Origin of the sequence: Alteromonas sp. AMM-1 (assembly GCF_047290655.1) — a bacterium.
Taxonomy (GTDB): Bacteria; Pseudomonadota; Gammaproteobacteria; order Enterobacterales; family Alteromonadaceae; genus Alteromonas; species Alteromonas mangrovi.
In genome coordinates, this window is the sequence record NZ_JBLBUE010000037.1 from 1 (window position 1) to 26,853 (window position 26,853).

18 protein-coding genes and 1 riboswitch are annotated in these 26,853 nt (G+C 48.6%); of the genes, 9 read left to right on the plus strand and 9 right to left on the minus strand.

Translation table 11 applies throughout. The features are described 5' to 3' along the window. Window positions 1–1,404: PAS domain S-box protein (locus tag ACLR2L_RS08790; RefSeq protein ID WP_413367485.1), on the plus strand; the 1,404-nt coding region annotated here is incomplete at its 5' end. A 30-nt stretch (window positions 1,405–1,434) separates the two neighbouring features. Here the strand turns inward: ACLR2L_RS08790 and ACLR2L_RS08795 are convergent. After that, the gene (locus ACLR2L_RS08795; protein ID WP_413367487.1) at window positions 1,435–2,634 is read right to left on the minus strand and encodes a diguanylate phosphodiesterase; all 1,200 of its coding nucleotides are present in this window, start codon (window positions 2,632–2,634) and stop codon (window positions 1,435–1,437) included. 278 nt (window positions 2,635–2,912) lie between these two features. On the opposite strand from ACLR2L_RS08795, the gene ACLR2L_RS08800 reads away from it, so the two are divergent. Next, complete coding sequence (locus ACLR2L_RS08800) at window positions 2,913–3,548, plus strand: phosphoribosyl-AMP cyclohydrolase (protein WP_413367489.1); 636 nt, start codon at window positions 2,913–2,915, stop codon at window positions 3,546–3,548. A gap of 253 nt (window positions 3,549–3,801) precedes the next feature. Here ACLR2L_RS08800 and ACLR2L_RS08805 read toward each other — a convergent pair whose 3' ends face one another. The 4 genes from ACLR2L_RS08805 to ccoG form a co-directional block, all read right to left on the minus strand. Continuing rightward, the gene (locus ACLR2L_RS08805; protein ID WP_140958528.1) at window positions 3,802–4,428 is read right to left on the minus strand and encodes a thiol:disulfide interchange protein DsbA/DsbL; all 627 of its coding nucleotides are present in this window, start codon (window positions 4,426–4,428) and stop codon (window positions 3,802–3,804) included. Window positions 4,429–4,534: 106 nt separating this feature from the next. After that, window positions 4,535–6,442, minus strand: a complete 1,908-nt coding sequence (locus ACLR2L_RS08810) for a TonB-dependent receptor plug domain-containing protein (RefSeq protein ID WP_413367491.1) — start codon at window positions 6,440–6,442, stop codon at window positions 4,535–4,537. A 60-nt stretch (window positions 6,443–6,502) separates the two neighbouring features. Further along, window positions 6,503–6,706: riboswitch (cobalamin riboswitch) on the minus strand. Between the two features lie 73 nt (window positions 6,707–6,779). Then, window positions 6,780–7,757 (minus strand): serine/threonine protein kinase, encoded by a 978-nt coding sequence (locus ACLR2L_RS08815; RefSeq protein ID WP_140958526.1) that lies wholly within the window; start codon window positions 7,755–7,757, stop codon window positions 6,780–6,782. Between the two features lie 11 nt (window positions 7,758–7,768). Next, window positions 7,769–9,202: a cytochrome c oxidase accessory protein CcoG gene (ccoG, locus tag ACLR2L_RS08820; RefSeq protein WP_413367494.1), complete on the minus strand. Its 1,434-nt coding sequence runs from the start codon at window positions 9,200–9,202 to the stop codon at window positions 7,769–7,771. A gap of 433 nt (window positions 9,203–9,635) precedes the next feature. Here ccoG and ACLR2L_RS08825 point away from each other — a divergent pair, with 433 nt between their 5' ends. From ACLR2L_RS08825 to ACLR2L_RS08835, 3 genes are all read left to right on the plus strand, one after another. Then, the gene (locus ACLR2L_RS08825) at window positions 9,636–10,028 is read left to right on the plus strand and encodes a hypothetical protein (protein WP_140958524.1); all 393 of its coding nucleotides are present in this window, start codon (window positions 9,636–9,638) and stop codon (window positions 10,026–10,028) included. Between the two features lie 150 nt (window positions 10,029–10,178). Next, a complete protein-coding gene (locus ACLR2L_RS08830; RefSeq protein WP_140958523.1) occupies window positions 10,179–10,700 on the plus strand; it encodes a DUF3016 domain-containing protein in 522 nt (173 codons plus the stop codon). A 427-nt stretch (window positions 10,701–11,127) separates the two neighbouring features. Further along, window positions 11,128–14,778: an ExeM/NucH family extracellular endonuclease gene (locus ACLR2L_RS08835; RefSeq protein ID WP_413367496.1), complete on the plus strand. Its 3,651-nt coding sequence runs from the start codon at window positions 11,128–11,130 to the stop codon at window positions 14,776–14,778. 106 nt (window positions 14,779–14,884) lie between these two features. Here the strand turns inward: ACLR2L_RS08835 and ACLR2L_RS08840 are convergent, their stop codons facing one another. Together ACLR2L_RS08840 and ACLR2L_RS08845 are read right to left on the minus strand one after the other, a co-directional pair. After that, entirely contained in the window at window positions 14,885–16,645 is a 1,761-nt protein-coding gene (locus tag ACLR2L_RS08840) for an acyl-CoA dehydrogenase family protein (RefSeq protein ID WP_413367498.1), read from the minus strand. Between the two features lie 211 nt (window positions 16,646–16,856). Further along, window positions 16,857–17,600, minus strand: coding sequence for an NUDIX hydrolase (locus ACLR2L_RS08845; RefSeq protein ID WP_413367500.1), 744 nt, complete (start codon window positions 17,598–17,600; stop codon window positions 16,857–16,859). Here ACLR2L_RS08845 and ACLR2L_RS08850 point away from each other — a divergent pair. Continuing rightward, entirely contained in the window at window positions 17,497–18,564 is a 1,068-nt protein-coding gene (locus ACLR2L_RS08850) for an efflux RND transporter periplasmic adaptor subunit (RefSeq protein ID WP_413367502.1), read from the plus strand. The genes ACLR2L_RS08845 and ACLR2L_RS08850 overlap by 104 nt on opposite strands. A gap of 3 nt (window positions 18,565–18,567) precedes the next feature. Beyond that, on the plus strand, window positions 18,568–21,669 hold the full coding sequence (locus ACLR2L_RS08855) for an efflux RND transporter permease subunit (RefSeq protein WP_140958518.1): 3,102 nt from the start codon (window positions 18,568–18,570) through the stop codon (window positions 21,667–21,669). A gap of 52 nt (window positions 21,670–21,721) precedes the next feature. On the opposite strand, the gene ACLR2L_RS08860 is transcribed toward ACLR2L_RS08855, so the two are convergent. Then, complete coding sequence (locus ACLR2L_RS08860) at window positions 21,722–23,284, minus strand: sodium:solute symporter family transporter (protein WP_413367505.1); 1,563 nt, start codon at window positions 23,282–23,284, stop codon at window positions 21,722–21,724. Window positions 23,285–23,437: 153 nt separating this feature from the next. Here ACLR2L_RS08860 and ACLR2L_RS08865 point away from each other — a divergent pair, with 153 nt between their 5' ends. Further along, a complete protein-coding gene (locus tag ACLR2L_RS08865) occupies window positions 23,438–23,989 on the plus strand; it encodes a DUF3750 domain-containing protein (RefSeq protein WP_413367507.1) in 552 nt (183 codons plus the stop codon). Continuing rightward, complete coding sequence (gene tsgA / locus ACLR2L_RS08870) at window positions 23,986–25,230, plus strand: MFS transporter TsgA (protein WP_413367509.1); 1,245 nt, start codon at window positions 23,986–23,988, stop codon at window positions 25,228–25,230. Before ACLR2L_RS08865 ends, tsgA begins: the two co-directional genes overlap by 4 nt. An 18-nt stretch (window positions 25,231–25,248) precedes the next feature. On the opposite strand, the gene rpoD is transcribed toward tsgA, so the two are convergent. Next, window positions 25,249–26,853: RNA polymerase sigma factor RpoD (gene rpoD, locus ACLR2L_RS08875; protein ID WP_413367511.1), on the minus strand; the 1,605-nt coding region annotated here is incomplete at its 5' end.

Below are 26,853 nucleotides of genomic sequence, written 5' to 3' on the forward strand. Positions count from 1 at the left end.
ACCGCTTTTGTGCGTGATATTTCTCAGGAAAGAGATTCCCGGGAAACCATGGCGCAAACGCTCGAGCAGGCATTGGATGCCGTTGTCTGTATCGATGAACACAACTGCGTTACCTTGTTCAATGCCGCCGCTGAAACCTTGTGGGGATACGATCGTGAAGAAGTGCTGGGGCAAAACGTGAAGATGCTGGTTCCACAGGCTATTCAGGCAAATCACGATAGATATGTTAACGCTAACCGGGAAACCGGGCAGGATAAAATCGTCGGTACCAGCCGTGAAATTAAAATAGAACGTAAAGACGGTAAAGTGCTGTGGGGGCAGTTATCGTTATCGAAAGTCAGACTTGAAAGCAAAACGCTGTATACCGCGTTTGTTAAAGACGTAACCCAGGAAGTACTCATGCGGGAAGAGCGGGAAATGCTCTCTATGGTTGCCAATGAAACAGATAACTCAGTCATTATTACCAATTCGGCCGGGCTGATTGTGTACGTGAATAAAGGCTTTGAAAGGTTAACCGGCTATTCACTGGCAGAAATTAAACACAAGAAACCGGGCGACTTCCTGCAGGGCCCCGAAACCTCAGTAGACACCATAGCCCGAATTCGCAAGAATCTGCACGACCGTACGCCGTTTTATGATGAAATCCTAAACTATACCAAGAGTGGCGAGCCGTACTGGGTATCGTTGTCTATCACGCCAATCCTGAATGAAAAAGGCGAGGTGAAAAACTATATTTCGGTACAGGCTAACATTACCGAGGTTAAACAGATGGCGCTGGACTTTACCCGTAAAATCAATGCCATCGATAATTCATTGGTGCTAATCGACATTGATAAGGATGGCCGGTTGAAAACGCCCAGTGATTTGCTGGCAGCAAAGCTCGGTTCAAGGGCCACGCAGCAGGCCTTTGTGGATCAAGTGTTAAAAGAACTCAGCGCAGAACACAAGGCAGAGTTGCAGGGCAGTGGGAACATTAAATTGCAGATAAATTTTGGTCATGGCGATTTTCTGTTGTCGTTGGATGCCGGAATTTGTGCACTGAAGAATTTTAAAGATGAAATTACTCAATACGTGTTGTTTGGTATTGATATTACGGCCCGAAGGATTGCTGTTAATCAAACTCAGGAAGCCATGAAGGGAGTGCTCAGTGTGAGTCAGACCATTAGTAATATTATTGGCACTATTAACGGGATTTCAGAGCAAACTAACCTATTGGCGCTTAATGCTGCGATTGAAGCGGCCCGGGCGGGTGATGTAGGTCGTGGTTTTGCCGTGGTGGCGGATGAAGTAAGAAACCTGGCTTCCCATTCTCGTGACGCCAGTAACGAAATTGATAAACTGGTGAAGGATACGGTAACCCGCATAGACGACTTGGCGGTGATGCTAGGGAAAATTGATCAATAACGACTGGGACTAACTGCACACAGGGTGCAGTTAGTCTTGTAGTTGGTTGATTAATGCGCGTGCGTTAAAGTGGATCGCCTGGGTACCATTTAACTGTGGCCTGGCAAACAAAAAGCCCTGAAATTTACGGACCCCTGTATTATTCAGCCAGAGCCACTCTTCAAAGCTTTCTACGCCTTCAACTATCAGGTGGCTGCCCGTGGCATTGGCAAATTCAAATACCGAGTGCAGAATAGCCTGACGCGGCCCACTTTCATGAATCCCGTTGGTAATAGCTCTATCCAGCTTAATTTTGTCAGGCATGAGATCTGCCAGTAATGACAGACCGGCGTACCCCGCACCAAAATCATCCAGTGACAGGCGGATCCCTGTGGCACGAATGCTTTCAATTACAGCAAAAAAGGCATCACTCTCTTTCACCATTTCACTTTCGGTGATCTCCAGTATTAATTGTTCCGGTCGCAATCCACCTTCTTTCAGATAGCGTAATAATTGGTCCACCACTTGTTTATTTTGCGTTATTGCGCCGGGCAGCAAGTTAACCGATAAAGACTGACCGGGTTGTAAAAGTTTTGCGCCCTGTGTGATGGCAATTGCCTTGGAATTTAAATCAAACTCGTATCGTTGTTGCTCAGGAAGGCCGGCTAAAATTAGCTCCGGATTGGTCCCATCCTGATTGCGTAATAGTGCTTCATAGGACGAGATACCACCAATTCGGGTATCGACAATTGGTTGAAAGGCAAATTGAATTTGACTGGCAGGATAAGGGGCCAGCGTAATCGCGCTGGTAGCAATAATACAATTAACTGAGGCTTTGTCTTCTGCCGACACGCAGCTGCGCCAGCGGCCGGTAGCAAAGCTGTTAAGCAACGAGAATACCCTGCTGTCTCGTCTTACGGTAAGGTCTTGAGGTAACCAGTAACACTGGTTATCGGGATTTAAAATCAGGGTCCGCAAATGCCATTTCCCAAATTCGCGTTGGGCGCAGGCGCTGTCGACGACCTTCACAACGTTGGTATGGCGGGGATCGCTTTTAATATGTTCAAACAGACCATGAACGGTTTCGCCCTCACCCTCAAGAACCTGAAAAAAGAATTCTCCATCGAACAGCAATAAACCGGTTATGTTGTTGGCCTTATTAAAGGGAACTGAATCATCGACTATTTTATCGATATCCTGTTCAGACATCTTTTGGGTAGCCCGACTACGATACACCAGTTGTCTTAACATGAGCGACTCCAACATTAACAAGGATGCGGTTCCACACTCCTAGTATAGACACTAACAAGTATACGAAAAGACCTCTCCAATAGTTTATTGATGCCGGTTACAGCACGGCTGAATCCTTGTTGAACCTGCGAGCTTCCAAAGCCTGCGCATTTTTAATGTTCTTTTAATCTTCCTTTCAAGTTTTATTCAGGCTTAAACAATACGCTTAATCATGAACAACAGGCAGTGATTAGTCGACACTGTTTACTTATCTAATTTAGGTATAAGAGAGTATGATTATGCAAAAAAAGAACTTAAAAACGTTAGTGGCTATTTCGCTTTCTTCAGTGATATTAACAGGTTGTGCTACCGCGCAATCCCAGCAGTTAAAAAGTGCTGCAAGTGAGCCCGCAATGAGCCATTCATCCGCGCCGGTGGCAGATAACCGCTTACTCTATTCTGATTCCTGTATTTCAGAGCGCGAAGTGGTTGAAGCCCAGAAATTATGGGGAGATGGGATTGTTCGTATTGGTTCGGTGTATACGGCTAACGGGGACTATAAAACTGCGGCTGCAGATTTTATTCAGGATATGTATGGCTACGACTTAAGCAGCGTGTTGTTCAAACCCACCCTGGCCGCCAAGGTGCAGTTTAGATCGAGTTTTGACGCAGCGTTATCTTACTTTGTAGGTGGGAATGAGTCGTACACTGAAGATAAAGGTTTTGCCATTAAGCCCTATACCAAAGTGAAATTTGACAATGTTGGGATTATTAATAATAGCTGTAGTATGGCAGTGGCCATGGGTAATTATTATTTTACCGACCTAAAAGGTGGCGAAACAAAAGTGGAATACACCTTTGCTTATGTTAAGGACAAATCCGGCAAGCTGAGAATTGTTGCACACCAGTCGTCATTGCCTTACTCCCCGGCTTGACTCTGCGTATCAGTCAATACATGAGGTAGCTGCTTGCAGCTACCTTTTTTCGCAACTAAGCTGTGTTGGCGGGTTAATAATACCTGAAAAATGGGCGGTAGAAGGCGACTAATGACCGGTAAGTTTGCAAGGCCCTGATGCCGGGAAACGGTATCCTGCTATTGCGCATAACTCGTACTTTCCCTCGTCAAAAGAAGCAGAAATAAAAAAGCCGAACATTGCGTTCGGCTTCTTATAGCGTAAAGTGGCTGTATTAGCTTTTCTTAGCGGCCAGGAAGTTAATGACGTCCAGGCGATCCTGTTCGGTCATGTCGCGGGTAAATTGTACTTTGTATTTACCGTTAACAATGAAAGTAGGTACCGAACGCACATCGTTGCGGTAATCTTCAATGACTTTATTGTTTTTCGCCAGCATCGACTTAACGCCAAAGCTGTCTACCAGACTGTCAAATTTCTCGCCATCCACACCATTGATCACAAAGATATTGCGGATATCCTTGATGCCGGTAATGGTTGCGCGCTGGCGATGAATGTAGTTAAAAATGGCACCGCTTAACTCGTCTTCCTGCTTCAGCGCTTTGGCCAGCAGCATGCCTTTTGTTACGTCGTCCTGAACTTCCTGACTGGTATAAGGCATGAAGTTTACGTGCACTTTTTCGAATTTAACACCTTTGTCCAGTGCCGCTTTCAGCTTGACTACAAAAGGCTCGGTGCGATAACAGTGAGGACACCAGTACGAGAAAAACTCAACGACCTGAGGTTTTTCACTCAAGGGCTTATCCAGTACTTCATAGTGCTCGCCTTCCTGCCATTTTTCGGCAGCACACGCCTGTAGCGGCACCAATAATGCCAGCATTATCAACAATGCAAACTTCTTCATTCTTGTATACGTCCTTCGTCAAGCTATGGAAAGTGCTGAGGTTATCACAAGGGCCGCACTTCGCCTAGTCGCTATCGACCAGGCGAATGTGGTTGTCGGCAAACCGTTAAAATGAATAGCTGGTGTGAGCCAGAATTCTGCGGTTACTGCCCTGATACCCTACGATATCCTCAAATGATTCATCCAGTGCGTTGTCAATGCGCAAACCTGCCTGCCACTGGCTGTCGATTTGATAATCGATGTTAGCCGTCGTTAGCCAGTAAGGCTTTAAATGCAGGGTTTGTGCACTCGCCGGCCACGGTGGGTAGAAAGTATCTAACCGGGTACCGGTATACGCAGCCTTAATATAAGCAGACAAACCCTGAACAGGGAATGAATAGCGTGCAGTGAGTGAGCCTGTGTGATTCGGACGGCGCAGTTCAACTGTTTCAGTTTCACCCTGGGTTGCATCCAAGTATGTGTAGTGTGCCGTTACGCTGATATCGTCATACTGCCACTGTGCGGAGGCTTCAACACCGTCGCGACGCGATTTGCCAAAGGCATTCTGGGCCGTGTACATACCGCTGTCGGCGTCGTACACGAAGCCTTGAATCTCGTCTTCTAAGCGCGTTGAAAACACACTTAGCTGCAAGGTGACATTGGCCGGTAAAATAATATCTGCGCCTAATTCAACATCCTGGCTTTGTTCAGGAAGCAGGGCAGGGTTGCCAATAAATGTGGCGGGATAATAGCCATACAGCTCAGTGAAGCTGGGCGTTTTTACGGCTTGCCCCACACTGGCGAATACCTTTACGTTATCGGTAATGGCATAACGTGCCCCGGCGCGATAGCTCCAGGCGCGGCTAAAGCGTTCGTTGTCGTCGTAACGCACACTAAATTGCGTATTCAGCTTGTCGTTGCCCAAACCGGTTAATTCGGCAAACACACTGCTGGTGCTGTCTTGACCGCGGTAATTGGGGTCGTCCCAGCTGACCGGGCCACTTTGCTCGAATTCACGGCGCAGGTACTCACTGCCAACTGCCAGTGTGGTTTCACCCAGAGCAACAAAATGCGTCCAGCTAAACTGCTTGCGCTCACCCTGTGTACCACCTGCATCAATACCGTCGGTAGTATTGCTGTTTTCGTTGCGGTTGTAATGAATGCTCACTACGCTGCGATAGGGCAGGTCTGTAGGGGTAAACTGCCAGTTTACCTGTGCTGATAACTGCTCACCATTGGTTACGTTATCCGCATCGGCTGGCAGACCAGTTACCGCGTAATCTACCCCATCGTACTCATTGGTGTAGTCGGTGAAGCGTACTTTTGCATCCAGACTGTGTTGCTCGGCTGGTTGCCACTGAATACCACCATTCAATGTGGTGTTTTCGTATCCGTCGCGCTCACCACCCAGGCGTGACACGTTGTCACCTGCGGTATCAAGCACACTGGCAGAGGCATTTGCCTGAAGTTGCTCGCCACGGAAACTGGCAGAAGCTGCTGCGCGATAGGTGTCGGCGTTACCGGCACCAGCCGACACACTCATAGTTGAATTGGATTGATTGGCCGCCGTGGTGGTAATGCTGAGTACGCCGCCTACGGCACCACTGCCCCACAATGCGCTTTGTGCACCGCGGAACAATTCAATGCGCACAATATTGGCGGCGGTTAAATGGGCGAAGTCGAATAAGCTGCCCTGGCTGATGTCGTTGGCTACCACACCGTCGATAAGTACCAGCAGATGATTGGTTTCACTGCCGCGCAAGCGCAACTCAGTTAACGAGCCCGGGCTACCAGACTGACTAATACTAATACCGGGTAAACCGCGTAACAAATCGGTGATCTGTGACGCGCCGGATGCCTGAATGTCCTGTTCGGTGAGCACGGTAACCGACGCAGCCAGTTTACTGAGTGCCAGTGGTGTACGCGAACCGGTTACGGTAATGGTTTCAACGGGTGCTGATTGTGCGAATGAAGTAGTTGAAAAGCCCGCAGTGCAGGCCAGTGCTACCGCGCATGAAAGTGTACGAATGATCATAATAGGTTCTCTGTTTGCACTCCCACCGAGTGCCGAGATAAGATTTTCGATGCCTTGCTGGTGCATCGACCCTGCACAGGCCGGTCTCCGGGCTGTCAAACACGCGGTTGCGTGCGTCCCGCCTTCCCGGCAAAGCCGGTGGCGCATAGGGAACACAATAAAACTATTGCTTGATTACCGTTGCGGGGGCAGCGTAAGTCTTTCACTTACTTCCCGATTATCCCAGCGCGTATAAGGCTGGGCACCTGTGTTGGCGGCAATTATAAGTGGATGGAATAAAAAGTAAAATTTTTATACCGCAATGCCAGCTGTACTGGCATGGGTATGTTTATGTGGATCAGTACTGCGGAGTGAGTGACAACGGTGGTTCTTGCAGAACAGACAATTGCTCTTTCAGGGCCAGTACCTGCTGTTCCCAGTATTTGAGTTCACCAAACCACGGGAATGCCCTTGGAAACGCGGGATCTTGCCAGCGATCTGACAGCCAGGCCATGTAATGCACCATTCGCATAGCGCGCAGAGGCTCAATTAACGCCAGTTCCCGATTATCGAAGTCGCAAAACTCTTCATAGGCTTCCAGCATCGTTTCTAATTGCAGTAACTGTTGAGGGCGGTCGCCGCTTAACATCATCCACAAATCCTGCACTGCCGGGCCCATTCGGCAATCGTCCATATCAACAAACATCGGGCCGTCTCGCCACAAAATATTCCCCGCGTGACAATCGCCATGCAGGCGAATGGTCTTTTTGGGTTTGTAGAGCGTTTTGGTTAGGCTTATTACCTGATCCAAAATGGTAAAGAAAGCGTTTTTCAGGCCATCTGGCAACAACTCACTGTGCTCCAGCGTATTGCGCGGCTGAGTTAAAAAACTCTCGGTATTCAGCGTAGGGCGGTGTGCAAAAGGGTTGCTTCCGGCTACTTTATGCATACGGCCGATAAAGCGTCCCATCCACTCAAGGTGGTCAAGGTTATCCAGTTCAAACTGTCGTCCGCCCGCAGACGGAAACAATGCGAAACGGTACTGTTGAGCGTAATGCAGCGACTGGCCATTGTGCAGGCAAGGCGCCACTATGGGAATTTCGGCGTCTGCCAGTTCCTGGCTAAACTGGTGTTCTTCCAGAATTTGCTCGTCGCTCCAGCGCTGCGGCCGGTAGAACTTCACAACAAAGCGTTGCTGCTCGTCGCTAATAAACTGATAAACGCGGTTTTCGTAGCTGTTTAACGCCAGCAGGCCCGACTGGGGATAGATGCCGCACTGTTCAAGTGCGGCAAGGATGGTATCGGGCGACAGCGCGGCAAAAGTAAAGTCACTCACTGAATAATTGGTTACCGGTAGAGGAATTTCGTTGGTTCAAGAACCTCTACAATACTGCCATCCTGACCGGTAGTCGAGACATGGAAGTAGATTTCGGTTACCCGGCCGTCAAGATTCTCGGGATCCGTTGCCACCGAAACCGGTAAGCTGAACACCTCGCCACCCTCTACGGTAACCACTTGTTCACCAATAAACTGATACTCAGCCAACCCTTCTACTTTGATGGTGTAAGTATACTGGGATTGCGATTTGTTCAGCACTTTTAACGTGTAAACGTTCTCTATTTGCCCGTTCAGGTTTTCGCGATACAGCGAGTTGCGGTCACGAATAATGTCGACTTCAAGGGGAACCCGCGTAGCGATATCGGCAATCAATAATCCCACCATTACCAACAGTACTACCAAATACCCAATCAGTTTGGGGCGAACAATGTGGGTGGTGCCTCCATTTAATTCGTGTTCGGAAGTAAAGCTGATCAGGCCTTTGGGGTAATCCATTTTTTCCATTACGCCATTACATGCGTCCACGCAGGCACCGCAGTTAATGCACTCATATTGCAGGCCGTTGCGAATGTCGATACCGGTTGGACATACCTGAACACACAGGTTGCAGTCGATACATTCCCCCAGGCCTTTGTCGGCGAGTTCGGCATGGGCAAGTTTGCGAGGGCGTGGACCGCGTTTTTCACCCCGGTTGGGATCGTAAGACACGGTAAAGGTGTCTTTGTCGAACATTGCCGACTGAAACCGCGCATAAGGGCACATGTGCGTACACATAATTTCACGCATCCAGCCCGCGTTTCCGTAGGTACACACGGTGAAAAACAGAATTGAAAAGGTCGCCCAGAAACTGGCGTCAAAGGTAAAGAAATCAATAAACAACGGCCCAATTGGCGTGAAATAGCCCACAAAGGTGAGAGATGTTAATAGTGCAACCAATACCCAGGCAGTATGCTTGGCCGTTTTGCGCAGGAACTTGTCTGCGTCCATAGGGCGCTCGTCCAGTTTCATACGCTTGTTGCGGTTGCCTTCAAACTTCTCTTCAAACCATACGTAAATGTATGTCCAGGTAGTTTGCGGACACATAAATCCGCACCACACGCGCCCTGCAAAGGTGGTTATAAAAAACAGTGCGAACGCGGAAACAATGAATATGTAGGCAAGCAGAGTAAGATCCTGCGGCCATAACGTTAATGAAAAAATCGTGAAACGCTGCTCCATAATATCCAGCAGGATGGCCTGATGGCCGTCGTACTGTATCCACGGAAACACAGCGAAAATGGCAATAAATACAAAACCAAACAAACGACGGAAGTTCTCAAGTGGCCCCTGCACAGCCCGCACATATATCCGGCTACGGGGCGTGTATTTCTTAGCCTCCTGGCTGCCCTCGGGCTTGTGAACTTTTACCGGGGTAACGTTTTTCACCGGAATCTGATCGTTCATTTGACTACCTTATTTAAAAAACAGAAATCGAAGAATACGGCGGGAGTATATCAACAACATATTAATTTTAATTAATATAGATCAATCCCTGTGTTGTCTTGCCACCACAACGCTGCCGATGCGTTGTGAAAAGCGATAACTTTTACCGCGCGTAAGTGTATATCACTGATACCTTTTCTTCTATGCCACAATGGTATCAGGCTGTCAGTGTAATCGAACTGATACGCTGAGGTTATACACATGTTCAGAAAATAGGGTGCCAGAGCGCAAATGGCAGAGTATCAGCTAAACTATAATCAGGTATAAATTCCACAACGTATCTGAGTGAGAGATTGCGATAAAGTAAATCATGTTGACCTGGTTGTATTTTAGCGCGCATCTGCGCGCTGATTTTTCAGGACGGTATCATTAACTAACGGAGACTATTACTCACATGTTTCGTTCATTTGCCATCGCTTTAGAAATTGCAGTGTTGGTGGTGATTTTACAGTTGCCTTTTGTACAGTATTTACTGTCGGATGTGCAGGCAACCGTAAGTGAATGGATGACCGACATTGCGCAACGGGAAGAACGCGAGCAGCTTGCCGACATTTCTGCCAACATGCAGGGGCAAATTCAGGCTATGCGTCCTTATCAGCAGGAATATATCGCAACCATACTGTCGTCGCGCTTACAGCTTATGCAGTTTTATCATAATTACTGCGCCAACGACGATCACAATCCTTATGTGTACGGTGCCACCTTACATTTGTTTTGTCAGGAAATTGAACGCTCACCGCTGTCTCATCACGACAACAACGGCACTCAACTGACAGCAGTAAAGTAGCCGGGCAAACCGATCATCTTGCACAGTACACCTGTTGTTCATGTTCTGTTAAGGATATATATTAGATACTGAACACCGAGAACATACACTTTGGGTATGCAGTAAAAAGTGCTTGTTGAATAGTCTGAATTTCAGAACGGGAGAGCAATTATGCGTGTACTGGCAAAACTACTATTGTTGTCATCAGCCGCAGCGTTTTCGCTGGGTACAGTGGCAGACGAATCAGAGTCTGTTAGCAACGTTGAAGTAACCTGGGAAGACCCAAAGTCGTATTCTGATATACGCCCAAGTAACGAATCAAGAGTGCGTTTTCGCAATCGGGTAATGCGCGATTTAGGTGAATACTTCGAAGAATTAGCTGCCACATTACCAGAAGGGCAGCAACTTAGTATCACAGTAACCAATTTGGATTTGGCTGGTCAGGTTTGGCCAACGTTTGGTTCGGGGATGGACGTTCGCATTATTCGCGAAATTGATATACCCCGTATGACGTTCAGTTATTCGTTATCTGAGAACAATCAGGTGATTAAAAGCGCAGAAGTGTCACTCAAAGACATGGCATTCATGAATCGCGGCGGCACCATTCACACTAATGACTTACTGCGCTACGAAAAAGTGATGCTAAAACGCTGGTTCGATGAAGAGTTCAGCGACACGGTAGCTAAGTCTTAATCTTGCCTCATATAAGCGTGGTGTTGTTTTGATACCACGCTTATAACCAATACTATTGGTCTTACCTTTTTTCCGTAAAAAATATTCTTAAAAGTCATTCCTGTTGGTTGTCAGTTTTTTTTACAAACTGTAGAAATGGGGTGATAGCGCTAACTGATTATTTCATAAACTTCTCTTTTATTTTTGTCAGCCAAAACCAAACTTATTGGTACTTTTTGTGTCAGTTATTTTTACACTTATATCAGATTTTTGACCAGACCGTCCGGTCCGTTTACAAATATTAATAATTGATACGTAAAGAAAATTCTCATAACTTGTACCATTGGTACAGGTGTCACAATCTTGTCACTTGATACTGATAGTTTTACTGGCCCGAAACACACACCTAACGATAAGAATTAGGACAACTGGCTTCCAAGGAACAACAATGAAAATAAAGTATCCCGCTCTCATCAGTGCGATGTGGGCGACACAGGTTTTCGCAACCGATGTGTTCATCAATGAGCTTCATTACGATAATGCAGGTACTGACGTTGGCGAGTTCGTCGAAGTCGTGGCACCTGCTGGTACCGATTTAACCGGATATAAAGTGCTGTTTTATAACGGCAGCAATGGCACTCAGTATATCAGCCAGGAACTGGTTGGATTGGTTGCCGACATGGGTAATGGCTTTGGCACTTACGCTATCGACGTATCCGGCATTCAAAATGGCGCACCTGATGGTGTGGCATTGGTAGATGCAAGCAGCACTGTGATTCAGTTTTTAAGTTATGAAGGCAGCTTTACCGCTACAGACGGCGATGCGGCTGGCATGACAAGTGTTGATATTGGTGTAAGTGAAACAAGCGCAACACCAGAAGGTGCGTCTTTACAGTTAACTGGCACCGGCGCACAGTACAACGACTTTACCTGGCAAGCGTTTAATAACGCTACCAGAGATGCGCTAAACGAAGGGCAAACCTTTACCGGCAATGAAGTTGTGTTTTTTAACGAAATTCACTACGACAACGCTGGCACTGATGTAGGCGAGTTTATTGAAATCGCTGGTACGGCAGGCCTTGATCTGACCGGTATGACCATTGAGTTATACAACGGCAGCAATGGCGCGGTTTACAACACAATTGCACTGTCTGGCACACTGCCCGATAACGGCAATGGTTTTGGTACTATCGCTGTTTTACCGTCTTCGATTCAAAACGGCGCGCCGGACGGCATGGCATTGGTATCGGCTACTGGCGAAGTGATTCAATTTTTAAGCTACGAAGGTGTTATGACGGCAACTGACGGCGCTGCCGTAGGAACCGACAGTACAGATATTGGTGTAGCAGAAACCTCTTCAACTGAAATTGGCCAGTCTTTGCAATTAAGCGGCTCCGGCACCAGCTATAGCGACTTTACCTGGATCGCAGGGGCAGAAAGCCCAAATAATACCAACCCATCGCAAACCTTTAACGGCAACGGTGGTGGCACTGATCCGGAAGAGCCAGAAGATCCGGAAGAACCAGATCCAGAAACCGGTGACGTAGCCAAATTGTTCATCAACGAACTGCACTACGACAACGTAAGTTCTGACGTTAATGAATTTGTTGAAATTGCGGGCCCTGCGGGCACCGACCTGACCGGCGTAAGCATTGAGCTTTACAACGGTAACGGTGGTACCGTGTACAGTACCGTTGCGCTTTCTGGCACTATCCCGAATCAGGCAAATGGTTTTGGTACGCTCGTTACGTATATTTCTGGTATTCAGAACGGTTCACCAGACGGTGTAGCCCTTAGCTACAACGGTGAACTGATTGACTTTATTAGTTACGAAGGTGACTTAACCGCTACCAGTGGCAGTGCCTCAGGTGTAACAGCATCGGATATCGGTGTTGCTGAAACCGGCACCACACTGGACAGTGAATCCCTGCAGTTAAGCGGCACTGGCAGTGAAGTTTGTCACTTCTCGTGGAGCGGCCCTGCAGCCGCATCGCCTGGTGAAATCAACGCAGGTCAAACGTTCGACACTACCGTTGGTGCAACCTGTGGCGGTGGTGACGGCGGCGACGGTGGTACCGGCGGCGAACTGACACTGGTTAAAATCAGCGCAGTTCAAGGCAGTGGATCTGCTAGCCCATTAGTGAATACTCAGGTAGCCATTGAAGCAATTGTAGTGGCTGACCATCAGAGTGGCAGTGGTAGCGACGGCGATTTACGCGGATTCTTCGTACAGGAAGAAGACGCCGATGCCGATAGCGATGCGTCAACGTCTGAAGGCTTGTTTGTGTTCGATGGCAGCTCACCTTCAGTAAATGTATCGGTGGGCGACAAAGTATATCTGGTAGGTACCGTTGCAGAATACTTTGGTGATACGCAGCTGGACGTGCAGTCTGGTAGTGTTCAGGTGGTATCTTCAGGCAATGCGCTGCCAACTCCGGCAGTGATCACATTACCTGTGGCAACCACAACTAATTCCAGTGGCGAAGCCATTGCGGATTTGGAAGCCTATGAAGGTATGCAGGTGATGTTCGCGCAAACCCTGGCAGTAACAGAACTGTTCAACCTTGATCGCTTCGGTGAAATACTGCTGAGCAGCGAAGGTCGTCAGGTGCAATATACTGAGATCAATGCGCCATCAGCGTCGGGTTATGCAGCCTATGTTGCAGCCGCTGCGGCAAACCGCTTAATGCTGGATGATGGCTTTAGCATTCAGAATCCTTCACCTATTCGCTTCCCTGCGCCTGGCCTGTCAACGGCAAATGCAGTGCGCATGAGCGACGAAGTGACAAACCTCACGGGTGTGATCAGCTATCGCAAAGCCAGTGGAGGTTCGGGTGATGAGATGTACCGTTTAATGCCAACCGTTGAACCGGTATTTACCCGTCCTGAAGCACGTAAAGACCGTCCTGATGTAGGTGGTTCAATTCAGGTAGCCAGCTTTAACCTGCTGAACTTCTTCAATACCTTTGGTAGCAGCTGTTATTTAGGCGGTGGCACAGGTGATTGTCGTGGTGCGGATAACGCTGAAGAGTATGCTCGTCAGTTACAGAAAACTGTAACCGCTATTACTGCACTTGACGCTGACGTTCTGGGTGTCATTGAGATTGAAAATGACATCGTGGAAGGCTCAAACAGCGCCATGGCGTCACTGGTAACTGCGTTGAATCAAACCGAATCGGCCTGTAGCAATTATCAGTATGTTGATCCGTTACAGCGCGTGGGTACTGATGCTATTGCGGTTGGCTTCCTGTATTGCGCGGATACTGTAGAAGTAACGCCGGGTAGTACGTTAGCCATTCTGGATGACAGCCAGTTGGCTGCGTTGGGATTAAGCAGCTACGCGCCAGTATTTGATGGTTCATCTACCAGTCGTCCAAGCCTGACTGTCAGCTTCACTGAAAAAGCGACCTCTGAAGTGTTCACGGTATCGGTAAACCACTTTAAATCTAAAGGCGGTTCAGGTACGGGTGGCAACGCTGATGCGGGCGACGGTGCAGGCAACTGGAACGAGCGCCGTACTCAGGCTGCTGAAGTGCTGCATAAGTGGCTGGCCACTTACCCAACTGGCGTTAACGACGATGATATTCTGATCATTGGTGACCTGAATGCGTACAGCATGGAAGACCCCATTGTTGAGTTAACATCTAACGGATACACCAGTGTCACTGCCGGTGAAGCACACTACTCGTATGTATTTGATGGCTTTGCAGGTAACCTGGATCACGGTTTGGCGTCAGCGTCGCTGATGGACCAAATCACCGGAGCAACGTCGTGGAATATTAACTCAGACGAAGCCGATGCGTTGGATTACAACACCGACTTTGGCCGTCCGACGGACATTTTCGATGGCACTACACCTTACCGTACGTCAGATCACGATCCGTTGTTGATTGGTTTGTCGTTATCGTCTGCCTTAAAAGGCGATTTAGATGGTGACGGAGACATTGATCTTAACGACTTCATCCTGATCATGCGTGCAATCCTCACCAAGCGCCCCTATGATGCCGTAAACGACATCAACGGTGATGGCCTGGTGAATACGCTGGATGGCATATTGCTGCGCCGCAGTTGTACGCGTTCGCGTTGTGCAGTGCGTTAAGTAACAATGCGATTTTGAGATTGTATTTATACTAATAAAGAAGCCGCTCTTAGAGCGGCTTCTTGTTATGTGAAATCCGAAAAACAGTATTGCTTACACAAGCGTTTTACAGATAGTCAAACTCACTGCCCGATACGGCCAGTATGTTGGCAGCCTCTGCAAACAGTGCTGCTTTATGACCTTGCATACGCGGTAAAATGCGCTCGGCATAAAATGTACAGGTTTTCTGTTTACCGGCAGCGATATGTGGATTGCCACACTGGCTGGCTGCATCAGCCATGGAATACCACAATACACCAAGTAAGGCGTATCCCGTGTATTGCAGGTAATCGCATGCGCCGCCAGATGCATTCACCGGATCAAAACCCTTCACCGTTTGCGAAGTGGTATACCACTCCTGTAACAACTGCTCAGCCGTTTGTTTGTTATTGGGCTGTACTATGTTGCTAACTAACTCATTGAATGCCCGATAGGTGCTGTCCAGCATACCTTGCTTATCACGGGTGAGCTTTCTGCCAATTAAATCCTGTGCCTGAATACCATTGGTGCCCTCGTACAACATCGCAATTCGCACATCGCGCATCAGTTGTTCCATTCCCCACTCGCGGATGTATCCGTGGCCGCCATAAACCTGTACACCAAGACTGGTTGCTTCCAATCCGGTATCGGTCATGAAGGCTTTGCATACAGGGGTAAGGAATTGTAAAACGGCATTGGCCTCTTCTTTACGGTCATCTTCGGCATTATGCGCTATATCCATGTACTTGGCATAAAGCATTGCCAGTGCCCGACATCCTTCGGCGAAGGACTTCTGGGTTAGTAACATGCGCGCTACATCGGGCTGAAAAATAATCGCATCGGCTTTGTCGTTCGGTTGCTGAATACCCTGAGGCGCACGCGATTGTAAGCGCTCGCGGGCATAACTAAGCGCCCCTTGGAAAGCGGCTTCAGACGCCCCCAGCCCTTCCAGGCCAACCTGAAACCGCGCATCATTCATCATTGTGAACATACAAGCCAGACCCTGATGAGCCTCACCGATTAACCAGCCCGTTGCGCCGTCGAAGTTCATTACGCAGGTGGGGCTGGCTTTAATGCCCATTTTCTTCTCGAGGGCACTAGGGCCGGCAGCGTTGCGTTTACCGGGATTGCCATTCTGGTCGGGCAGAAACTTGGGTACCAGGAATAAACTAATTCCTTTAACCCCAGCAGGGGCGTCGGGCAATCTGGCCAGTACCATATGAATAATATTGTCGGTCCAGTCATGGTCGCCAGCGGTAATAAATATCTTACTGCCCGTGATAGCATAGCTGCCATCACCATTAGGCTCAGCCTTAGCAGACAGTAAGCTTAAATCACTGCCCGCATGCGGCTCAGTAAGATTCATAGTGCCGGTCCATTCACCGCTGATCAGCTTTTCCAGATAGATGGCTTTTAACTCGTCGCTGGCATGTTTAGTGATAGCCAGTACGGCACTCTCGGTTAACATAGTGGTAAGCCGCCAGCTCAGGTTGGCGGAATTCAGCATTTCATGTACGGGTACCGCCATGGAGTAAGGCAAGCCCTGTCCACCGTAGTTTACGTCTCCCAGCATGGCATTCCAGCCGTTTTCCACATAGCTGTGGTAGGCCTGGGCAAACCCCTGGGGGGTAGATACCTTGCCATCGGTAAGATGACAGCCGTGCTCATCGCCTTCGCGATTTAATGGAGCAACCACGTCAGCAGCGAACTTGCCGCCTTGTTCTATGACTTCCATCGCGAGATCGGCGTCAAACTCGCCTAATCCCAGCGAAGCGTAGTGTTCGTTTATCTTTAACCAGTCTTGCAATAAAAAGCGGAAATCCGCAAGCGGCGGTAGGTAGCCGGGCATAGCATTCTCCTAGTTGTATGCATTTGAATCCAGTCATCAGAACAACCGGGTTAAAACCAGTTATTTCCTGACAAGGCATTCAGCAGGGCAATAAATATAAACAAGTGTTTTAATTGTAGGGGTGCTACCCGGAAAATGTACAGCCGGATCAGAAATATTCCGCCACTAAGTCACTATTAGTTGAGCCAGAACAAAGTGAAAATAGGGGGTATTAGTACAGAGGATGATCCGCGACAGGCAGTTTGCCTGCTTTTACGTATGCATCCCGAAGAGGAATGAGATCATCAGCGAAACGCAATTCATCTTCACTGAGTAAAAATGGATCAACCTTTTCAAGCAGTTTCACTTCCAGACCAGACCAGTCAGGTGCATCAAATTGGGCCGGTAATCTGGCAATGGACGAATCGGCCGTGCAGTTGAATACCGGCATGCCGGAGGCGGTGAGCGAAAGCAGCGGGCCTACTTCCACATTTAAGCCGGTTTCTTCCCAGGTTTCGCGATGGGCGGTGCATTGCAAGGTTTCATTACCTTCACGACCACCTGCGGGAAAGTCCAGTTTACCGGTTAAACGATGACGAATAAGCAAGGCCGAATTATTCACTCTTATCAAACAAGCAGCCCCCTCAGAGCTGACGTTATCAGGGAGGGCTGTTGGGACACTTCGGCAAAATGGGGCAGACGGAGTAGGGTCTGAGCAGCCAAAAAGCGTTAAAACTACCAAAATCGCTGTTAAAAGCGATCCGCATTTCAATGGTTTCGGTAGAATTAGTAAGAGAATTTGCATGTTTTTAACAACAGTATGCGCCGCAGCCAAATGTAGGTGATCGCGGGGCAGTATAACAGGGTTTACTATGGCATTGGGTAAAAAGCTGTCGCCGTTATTGTTAGGTGTGGTCGCGATGACCGGTTTATTGGTGTATTTAAACTGGCCGGCAGACAATGTTGCACAGCCCATGGGGCAGCGCGCCACACCTGTTAAGGTGTTTACCGTTGAGAACAGGTTGTTTCCGGTAACCATAGACGCGCTTGGCACGGCTAAAGCGAATGAGTCTGTTACCTTAACGGCGCAGGTTACCGACACGGTTACTCAGGTTCAGTTTAACGATGGCGATACTGTGAAAGCTGGCCAGTTACTGGTTCAGTTGAACAATACCGAAGAAGTGGCGCGTGTTGCGCAACTTCAGGTAAGTCTGGATGAAGCTAAGCGCCAGCTGACCCGCATTAAAAATCTGGCAAAAACCAGTGCTGCTTCTCAGCAACTGTTAGATGAACAACAGGCGCTGGTAAAATCACTGGAAGCGCAAATCGCAGTTGCCAATGCCCAGTTAGCCGATTTGCAAATTCGCGCACCGTTCAGCGGCAAATTAGGCATACGTCAGGTGAGCGTTGGGTCATTGGTGCGCCCTGCCGATGAAATCACAACGCTCGATGATATCAGCGTAATCAAGGTTGACTTTAACGTTGCCGAAAATCACCTGGCAAGCATGGCGGCGGGCCAAAAGGTAACTGCTACCTCAGTTGCTTATCCAGGTCGGGAGTTTATGGGGGAAATCACCGCCATTGATTCGCGTATTGATCCGGTTACCCGGTCGATTCTGGCCCGCGCAATGATCAACAATGCCAGTGCTGATTTGCGCCCGGGTATGCTGATGAACGTAACCATTGAAAAGCAGGTGCTGGACACCCTGGTGGTACCTGAAGAAGCGCTCGTGCCTAATGGTGATAAACAGTTTGTGTATGTGGTAGCCGAAGATAATAAAGTGTCGGAACGGGAAATCCAGATTGGTGAGCGCCGCCCTGGCTGGGTTCAGGTTGTAACAGGATTGCAACTGGGCGAACAAATCATTACCGAGGGCACGCTCAGGGTTCGCGAAGGCTCGCTGGTTAAAATACTGAACCGTTCTGCTCAGGAGAGCTAAGCTATGTGGCTGTCTGATGTATCGGTAAAACGTCCGGTCTTTGCCTCGGTTGTTAACCTGCTGCTGATTATTTTCGGTATTGTTTCTTTTACTATGCTGTCGTTACGCGAATATCCGGACATCGATCCGCCAATTGTGAGCATCAGCACTAACTATCCTGGCGCGTCGGCCAATATTGTTGAAACGCGCATCACCCAGCTTCTGGAAGACCGTATCAGCGGTATCGAGGGCATTAAAAATATCACCTCTACCAGTCGTAATGGACGCTCCGATATTTCCATTGAATTTGAACTGTCACGTGATATTGATGCCGCGTCAAATGATGTTCGCGAGCGGGTTAGCCGCGCACTAAACAACTTGCCTGACCAGGCTGACCCACCGGAAGTGTCCAAGTCTAATTCCGATGAACAGGCGGTGATGTGGTTTAACCTGCGCAGCACCAACCTTAATACCATGGAGCTTACCGATTACGCTGAGCGTTACCTGGTGGATCGGTTATCCATTGTAAATGGCGTTGCTCGCATTCAAATTGGTGGAGGTCGCACCTATGCCATGAAAGTGTGGCTGGATCGCACTGCAATGGCGGCTCGTGGCGTAACTGTGGCCGATGTAGAGTCGGTGATCCGCTCTGAAAACGTAGAGTTACCGGCCGGGCAGGTTGAATCGTTTAACCGCGATTTTGAAGTACGTGTCGCCAGAACGTTCTTAACCCCCGATGACTTTGCTGCATTAACCATTGCCATTGGTGAGGACGGCTATTTGGTCCGCCTTGGCGATGTGGCCAAAGTAGAATTGGCAGCAGTAGATGATGAAACCGAGTTCCGTGGCGATGGCGTGAACATGATTGGTCTTGGGATCATTAAGCAGTCTAAAGCCAATACCCTTGATGTAGCGCGTGCGGCCAGAGCGCAAATTGCCATCATTGAACAATCGTTGCCAGACAATATCTTCATTGTGCCCAGCTACGATTCATCGGTGTTTATTGAAGAGTCAATCTCAGAGGTATACAACACACTGGGCATTGCGATGCTGTTAGTTATTGTGGTGATTTACCTGTTTCTGGGGAATGTGAGTGCCACACTGATTCCGGCGGTTACCGTACCTGTTTCACTGATTGCTGCATTTATTGTGATGCTGGCATTAGGCTTCTCTATCAATCTACTCACGCTACTGGCCATGGTACTGGCGATTGGCCTGGTAGTAGACGATGCGATTGTTGTGCTTGAGAACATTCACCGCCGGATTGAAATGGGCGAAGCGCCGTTACTTGCAGCCTATCGCGGAACGCGTGAAGTAGGATTTGCCGTAGTTGCCACTACACTGGTTCTCATTGCGGTGTTTGTGCCGCTGGTTTTTCTTGAGGGTAACGTAGGGCGCTTATTCACTGAATTTGCTCTTGCTATTGCTGCTGCCGTGGCCTTTTCCAGTGTAACAGCGTTAACCCTGTCGCCTATGCTCGGCTCAATTTTATTGAAGAAGAGTGAGCGCTCTGGGTTTGGCAACTGGCTGGACGGTCGGTTTAGAAAACTGGAAAACGGCTATCATGCGAGTCTGGGTAAAACCATTCATCAGCCAGTGATGATGATACTGCTGCTGGCCTTTGCTGTGGTTGCCATTTATCAGTTGCATGAACGCATACCGAACGAGTTCACCCCAAAAGAAGATCGCAGTAACTTCTACATCATTATGCAGGCGCAGGAAGGGGCCAGTTTTGAAAGCAATGCGCGCAACCTCAAGTTAATTGAAGATATCGTGATGGAGTATCGCGAAGCCGGTGAATTAGACCGGGTTCTGGTTCGTGCTCCTGGCTTTGGTGGCCGTGCAGCTATGGTAATTGTGGGCGTAGTGCCTTGGGATCAGCGCGACCGCAGCTCATTTGAAATCATGGATGAGATAAGTGAACGCCTGAACGTGATCCCCGACGTACGGGCCTTTGCCAGCATGCGAACCGGCTTAGGCGGCGGTGGTTTTAACCGTCCCGTGCAGTTTGTATTACAGGGCGATACCTATGAAAACCTGGCTGAATGGCGCGATATTCTGATTGAGAAGGCATCAGAAAATCCCAAACTGGTAAGGTTGGATTCTGACTACAAATCCACCTCACCACAGTTATTGATCGAAATCGACCGCGATCGGGCTGCCGATCTTGGTGTGTCAATAAGCGATGTGGGTCGCACGCTAGAAACCATGCTGGGGTCGCGCAGGGTATCTACTTTCCTGGATCGTGGTGAAGAGTACGACGTTATTCTTGAAGGGGAAGAATCGGCCTTCAGAAGCCCCGACAGTATTGAGAATCTGTATGTTCGCTCTGGTTATACCGGCAAGCTTATTCCGCTGGATAACCTGCTTAGCTTCACTGAATCTGCCACGTCAGCCCAGCTTAACCGATACAATCGCATGCGCTCAGTGACTATTTCAGCCAACCTTGCCAATGACTACACCATTGGCGAAGCGCTGGATTACCTGAATCATATTGTGGATACAGAGCTACCCGATGGTGTGTCGGTAGACTACAAAGGTGAGTCTCAGCTCTATCACGAGTCAGGCAATTCGTTTATCTTTGTATTTTTGTTAGCGCTGTCGATTACCTATCTTATTCTGGCTGCACAATTTGAAAGCTGGGTGCATCCTTTGGTGATCATGATGACAGTGCCACTCGCGTTACTGGGTGCTTTTATTGGGATTTACTTTGCCGGTATGACACTGAATATCTACAGTCAGATTGGCCTGGTAATGCTGATAGGCTTGGCGGCTAAGAACGGTATTTTGATTGTTGAGTTCGCCAACCAGCTCCGGGATGCTGGCGAAGAATTTGAAGAAGCGCTACGTAAAGCTTCAGCAATGCGCCTACGTCCGATTGTAATGACTGGATTTACCACCGTATTCAGTAGTGTCCCACTGGTATGGGCATCAGGCCCTGGTGCCGAAAGCCGCATGGCTATTGGTATGGTGATTTTCGCCGGTGTGCTTGTATCGGCATTTCTTACCTTGTACATCGTTCCAACCGCATATTACTGGATGGCCCGACACACCGGCTCGCCACTAAAACGCACGCACGAACTGGAGAAGCTGGACGCAGAAACGCCTTATGTAAAAGGCGAATAGGGGGATTTTGGCCTGTAGAAGGAATACGCATTCACAGGCCAGTTCTTTACACCTAAATCAACCAATCCGGCAAAGAAGAACACACAACGACCAACAAGGTACACCAAACAAACAGTGTAAAAATGAACGTGGGTGTTAATCCCTGACTAATGCGTTGTGGACTGGGTTTGTTGCTTCGGGGAATGAGTGTACTGGTAACATGTGCTGTTGCGATTGTTATTACAAAACCAATAAAGTTCCACCAGAACCAGAATAGCGGATTGTCGCTTAGCCACAGGAACGTATTGCTGAAGACACCCAGCAATAATCCGGTGTTAGCTGCTTTGGCCGTGATGCGCTTGCTATGTATCCCCAACAGAAACGTGGCCAGAACCGGCCCGTAAAACACGGAACCAATTTTGTTGATGGCTTCTATGATAGTAGGGGCAATATCGCCGGCATAAAAAGACAACAACAGCGTAACCATACCCCAGCCAATGCCCGCGAGCCTGGCAAAGCGCATATATTGTTGGTCGCTTACATCGCTGCCTTTCATCCGGCATATATCTTCTGTTGTCACTGCCGCCAGGCTATTTATTGCGGAACTTAACGAAGACATGGCTGCTGCCATGATAGCCACTACTAACAGTCCGGTTAATCCGGTGGGCAGGTAGTTTACAATGAAAACTGGCATCATCCAGTCAGGCTTGTTGGCAGGAATCTGAGCTTGTAAGTCTGGTGTTTGCATAACCAGTGCACCGATTACCAATCCTGCGCAGCAATATATCAGGGTGATAGGAAAGCGGCTTAAGGCAACGGTGTACATTACTTTGCGTAAATCACTTATGCTGTGCGCTGACAATGAGCGTTGTGCTTCAGATTGATCGCAACCGTAGTATGAAGCATAGAGTACCACCCCGCCAAACAGCATGGGGAGTAAGCCAAAGTCATTCCCCTGTAAACCCAGGGAGTCAAGATTGATGGCCTGTAAGCGATTGGTATCAAGTGCGGCCAGTGTAGCGTTTATGCCGCCCATTGCATCCAGCGCCATCACCAAACAAATCAAGGCTCCAGCCAGAATGAGTAACATTTGTACGGCATCGCCAAACACTACCGCTTTCATGCCTCCCACCGCAGAGTAGATGAGGGTGATCACCCCTATCAGAACAATACTGTGCCATTGCGCCATCCCCATGGTCCCCTGCAGGATCAGCGAGATGGCGTATATCATCATTGCGGTGGCAAATGAGCGGCTAAGCTGAAATACAAAACTGATAAGTAAACGCGTAGAACGTGCGAACCGTCGCTCCAAAAAATCATAAACACTCACCACTCCGCTTTGATGAAGCGTAGGGAGTAGGCGCCACATCATCAGCATCACTGCCAGCGGAAGGGCTAATTCATAAGACAGCCAGATCAGCCCACCGCCCTCGCGTAATCCCACAAAAGCAGGCGCCGAAATAAAGCTGATTGCAGATAATTGGGTAGCCATTACTGACAGTGCCAACGCTGGCCAGGGGAGCGTGCGCCCACCCAGGAAATAGTCTTTACGGTTGGGTTGATTGCGAAAGCTGATCCCCATGGCTAATAAGCCTACGAGATACAGGGCAATGATGCTGTAGTCAATCCAGGTCATAGTCAGATTCCTTTCTTTAGTCCAGTATGCAGATTTGATTATTAAATTACCAGTCGATGTTTGGTCGGTCAGGCTGGTGGTTTTATCGCGGTAGTCTTGCCTGAAATTCACTCAACTGATTAGATAGTCTCATTCAACAAAGGGTATAACCTCATGGGTAGACTGGTCGGTATAGTGTTCATTGCATTGTTGGGTGTAGTCGCGTGTAGTAATCAGGACTGGCGCACAGCCAGCCGGGAACCTGCAGGCATTTCGTTATCACCTGACTTGATAACCGATGCCGTTATCGAAGTATATGCGGCTGATGCCTTTAGCTGGCGAGGCTGGTTTGCTGTGCATACATGGATAGCGGTTAAGCCTGAAATGGCAGAAGAATACACAGTGTATGAAGTGGTTGGCTGGCGCGTGAGACAAGGTCAACCAGCACTGCGCACCTATACCACGAAAACACCCGATCGGTATTGGTATGGGGCGAAGCCAGAAAAGCTATTGTCTGTACAGGGGGTTAAGGCCAGCGCACTGATTCCTCAAATAACCGATGCGGTATCCAGATATCCCTGGGCAAATGAATACCAGGTCTTTCCCGGCCCAAACAGCAACACGTTTCCCGCGTGGATAGGATTACAAGTACCGGAGCTAGAACTGAATTTGCCTTTTAGCGCTATTGGGTCTGGTTATGCAAGTAGCGAAAGTGAGCCACAATGATGCTGTTTAACCAGGTACGTTTAACCCTGATTGCCTTTTTTAGCTATATGGTTATGTCGGGGCTACTTACACAAGCGGGCGTTATTCTGAATGCTGTTGCTGCTACGTTACAGCTTCCGCCTGCGGTTGCTGTGAGCATGTTTTCGTGGCTTACCGGAGGCGTGCTGGTTGGCACCTGTGTGTCGATGTACCTGTATACCAGGTTTTCGCTAAAATATTTGTTGGTACTCACTTACTCAGGTTTGCTTATTTTACTGTTAGTGCTGGGCGTAATCATGCCTCAGAGTTACAGTGCTGTAGCTGCGATCTTCTGGTTATTGGGGCTTGCATGTGGTTGTGGGCTGTCTGGTGGTGCGGTAATCATTTCCAAGATTTATCAGGCGCAAAGACGGGCATCGGCGTTTATTGCAACCGACTGTGCATTCAGTGCTGCGGGTTATCTCTTTCCTACACTGGCGGGTTGGTTACTGGCACAGCATTACCCGTGGCAGTACAGCTACCTTGCCGTTGGTGGAATTGCGCTGCTCATTCTGATTTTTGTTCTGTCTGGAGATTGCCCGCAAGCACATGAGTCGCGCAGTCCACTATTACAGGGGAATAGTCGTAATACGGTTGCACATAACTCTGCATGGCTACAGTTTCGCTCGATAGTTAATGTGCGGGTAGTATGCATGGCACTTGCAGTGTGTTCGTATCTGATTGCGCAAACCAGTTTTCTTACCTGGGCCCCCAGTTATTTGTCGGTTGCATTTGGCTTATCACCGGACGCGGCAGGGCAAGTAGTTGGAAATTACTGGGGCGCGTCAATATTTGGATTACTGCTGTCTGTGGCGCTGGTCAATGTTGTGCCTACCAGATGGTTGTTAATCTGTGCCAGTATGATGGCTATTGGATTAACTTTCTCCATGGTATCAAGTGGCTCTGGAGAAATGTTTATTTCTCTTGGGTTTGCGTTTGGCTTTCTCACCACGTGTATCTACAAAGTCGCAATATCGCTGGGAACACAGCAGATCCCTAATGCACCGCCCATGCTGGTTACCTTGATGCTGTTTAGCGGCAGCGTTGGGAGTACTATTGCGCCGGCCATTTCGGGTGTGGTTGTAGCAGCGTCAAACGAGCAAGGCGCACTGTGGTTGTCTGTTTGTTGTTACTTGCTTATGGCACTTTTATTTATTGTTACTCTGGTAAGCGAAAACAAAAAAGGCCAGTCGGGTGACTGGCCTTTGAAACGGGTTACTTAGTGTAACAACTTGGCTTTCTTACTCGTCAAGGAAGCTGCGCAGTTGCTCAGAACGGCTCGGATGACGCAGCTTGCGCAATGCTTTTGCTTCGATCTGACGAATACGCTCACGGGTAACGTCAAACTGCTTGCCTACTTCTTCCAGTGTATGGTCAGTGTTCATGTCGATACCAAAACGCATACGCAGTACTTTTGCTTCACGCGCTGTCAAACCAGCTAACACTTCTTGTGTCGCGTCTTTCAGGCTGTTGCCTGTTGCTGAATCCAGAGGCTGCACTATGGTGCTGTCCTCAATGAAGTCGCCCAGATGCGAATCTTCATCATCACCGATGGGGGTTTCCATCGAGATTGGCTCCTTGGCAATTTTCAGGACTTTACGGATCTTGTCTTCAGGCATCATCATGCGCTCAGACAATTCTTCCGGGGTAGGCTCGCGGCCCATTTCCTGCAACATCTGACGCGAAATACGGTTCAGCTTGTTAATGGTTTCAATCATATGAACCGGGATACGGATAGTCCGTGCCTGGTCGGCGATTGAGCGAGTGATCGCCTGACGAATCCACCATGTTGCGTAAGTTGAAAACTTATAACCACGGCGGTATTCAAATTTATCTACTGCTTTCATCAAACCGATGTTACCTTCCTGAATCAGATCCAGGAACTGCAAGCCGCGGTTGGTGTACTTTTTGGCAATCGAAATTACCAGACGCAGGTTAGCTTCAACCATTTCTTTTTTCGCGCGGCGGGCTTTGGCTTCACCAATAGACATACGACGGTTGATGTCTTTAATGTCTGCGATAACCAGACCGGTTTCTTGTTCAACCTGCGAAATCTTGCTTACGCTACGTTCAATTTCTTCTTTGTACTGTGCCAGTAAGCCAGTATAAACTGCTCCGCTTTTCAGCAAAGCGTCCAGCCATCCGGTTGTGGTTTCATTACCGGCAAATGCCTTAATGAAATCTTTCTTAGGCATCTTCGCGTGAATAACGCAGTACTTCATAACCAAACGTTCCTGAATACGAACGCGGTCCATCATTTCACGCATGTTTTTAACCAAGCGGTCGAACTGCTTGGGTACTAAACGGAATTCTTTGAAGATATCGCTAAGCGCTGCGATTTCTTTCCGAGCGGCATCATGTGTGCGGCCCTTTTGTTCAATTACCTTGCGGGTAATTTGGTACTGTTCGCGTAACTGGGCAAATTTTTCGCGTGCTTGCTCAGGATCAACGCCGCTGTCATCTTCTTCTTCAGCGTCGTCATCATCATCGTCGTCATCGTCGTCTTCATCATCCAGTTCTTCCTGTGATAACTCAGAGCCAACGTGGGTCGCAGTAGGGGCAAGGTCTTCTTCGCTGTTTGGATCAACAAAGCCAGAAATAATATCGCTTAAGCGGATTTCTTCTGCTTCGTACAGGTCCCATTGGTCCAGTAAGTAGGTAATGGCTTCCGGGTATTCCGCAACTGAACACTGTACCTGATTGATACCGTCTTCAATGCGTTTGGCGATTTCAATTTCGCCTTCACGGGTGAGTAGTTCAACCGTTCCCATTTCACGCATGTACATGCGCACCGGGTCGGTAGTCCTGCCTATTTCACTTTCAACCGTTGCCAGGGCCTGTGCGGC

Coding starts and splice junctions, on each gene's coding strand:
- ccoG (WP_413367494.1), bottom strand. CDS start 9,202: ATGAACGATCAGATTCCGGTGAAAAACGTTACCCCGGTAAAAGTTCAC.
- ACLR2L_RS08810 (WP_413367491.1), bottom strand. CDS start 6,442: ATGATCATTCGTACACTTTCATGCGCGGTAGCACTGGCCTGCACTGCG.
- ACLR2L_RS08805 (WP_140958528.1), bottom strand. CDS start 4,428: ATGAAGAAGTTTGCATTGTTGATAATGCTGGCATTATTGGTGCCGCTA.
- ACLR2L_RS08825 (WP_140958524.1), top strand. CDS start 9,636: ATGTTTCGTTCATTTGCCATCGCTTTAGAAATTGCAGTGTTGGTGGTG.
- ACLR2L_RS08845 (WP_413367500.1), bottom strand. CDS start 17,600: ATGGGCTGTGCAACATTGTCTGCCGGCCAGTTTAAATACACCAATAAA.
- ACLR2L_RS08835 (WP_413367496.1), top strand. CDS start 11,128: ATGAAAATAAAGTATCCCGCTCTCATCAGTGCGATGTGGGCGACACAG.
- ACLR2L_RS08855 (WP_140958518.1), top strand. CDS start 18,568: ATGTGGCTGTCTGATGTATCGGTAAAACGTCCGGTCTTTGCCTCGGTT.
- ACLR2L_RS08860 (WP_413367505.1), bottom strand. CDS start 23,284: ATGACCTGGATTGACTACAGCATCATTGCCCTGTATCTCGTAGGCTTA.
- ACLR2L_RS08795 (WP_413367487.1), bottom strand. CDS start 2,634: ATGTTAAGACAACTGGTGTATCGTAGTCGGGCTACCCAAAAGATGTCT.
- ACLR2L_RS08840 (WP_413367498.1), bottom strand. CDS start 16,645: ATGCCCGGCTACCTACCGCCGCTTGCGGATTTCCGCTTTTTATTGCAA.
- ACLR2L_RS08800 (WP_413367489.1), top strand. CDS start 2,913: ATGCAAAAAAAGAACTTAAAAACGTTAGTGGCTATTTCGCTTTCTTCA.
- ACLR2L_RS08830 (WP_140958523.1), top strand. CDS start 10,179: ATGCGTGTACTGGCAAAACTACTATTGTTGTCATCAGCCGCAGCGTTT.
- ACLR2L_RS08850 (WP_413367502.1), top strand. CDS start 17,497: ATGGCATTGGGTAAAAAGCTGTCGCCGTTATTGTTAGGTGTGGTCGCG.
- tsgA (WP_413367509.1), top strand. CDS start 23,986: ATGATGCTGTTTAACCAGGTACGTTTAACCCTGATTGCCTTTTTTAGC.
- ACLR2L_RS08865 (WP_413367507.1), top strand. CDS start 23,438: ATGGGTAGACTGGTCGGTATAGTGTTCATTGCATTGTTGGGTGTAGTC.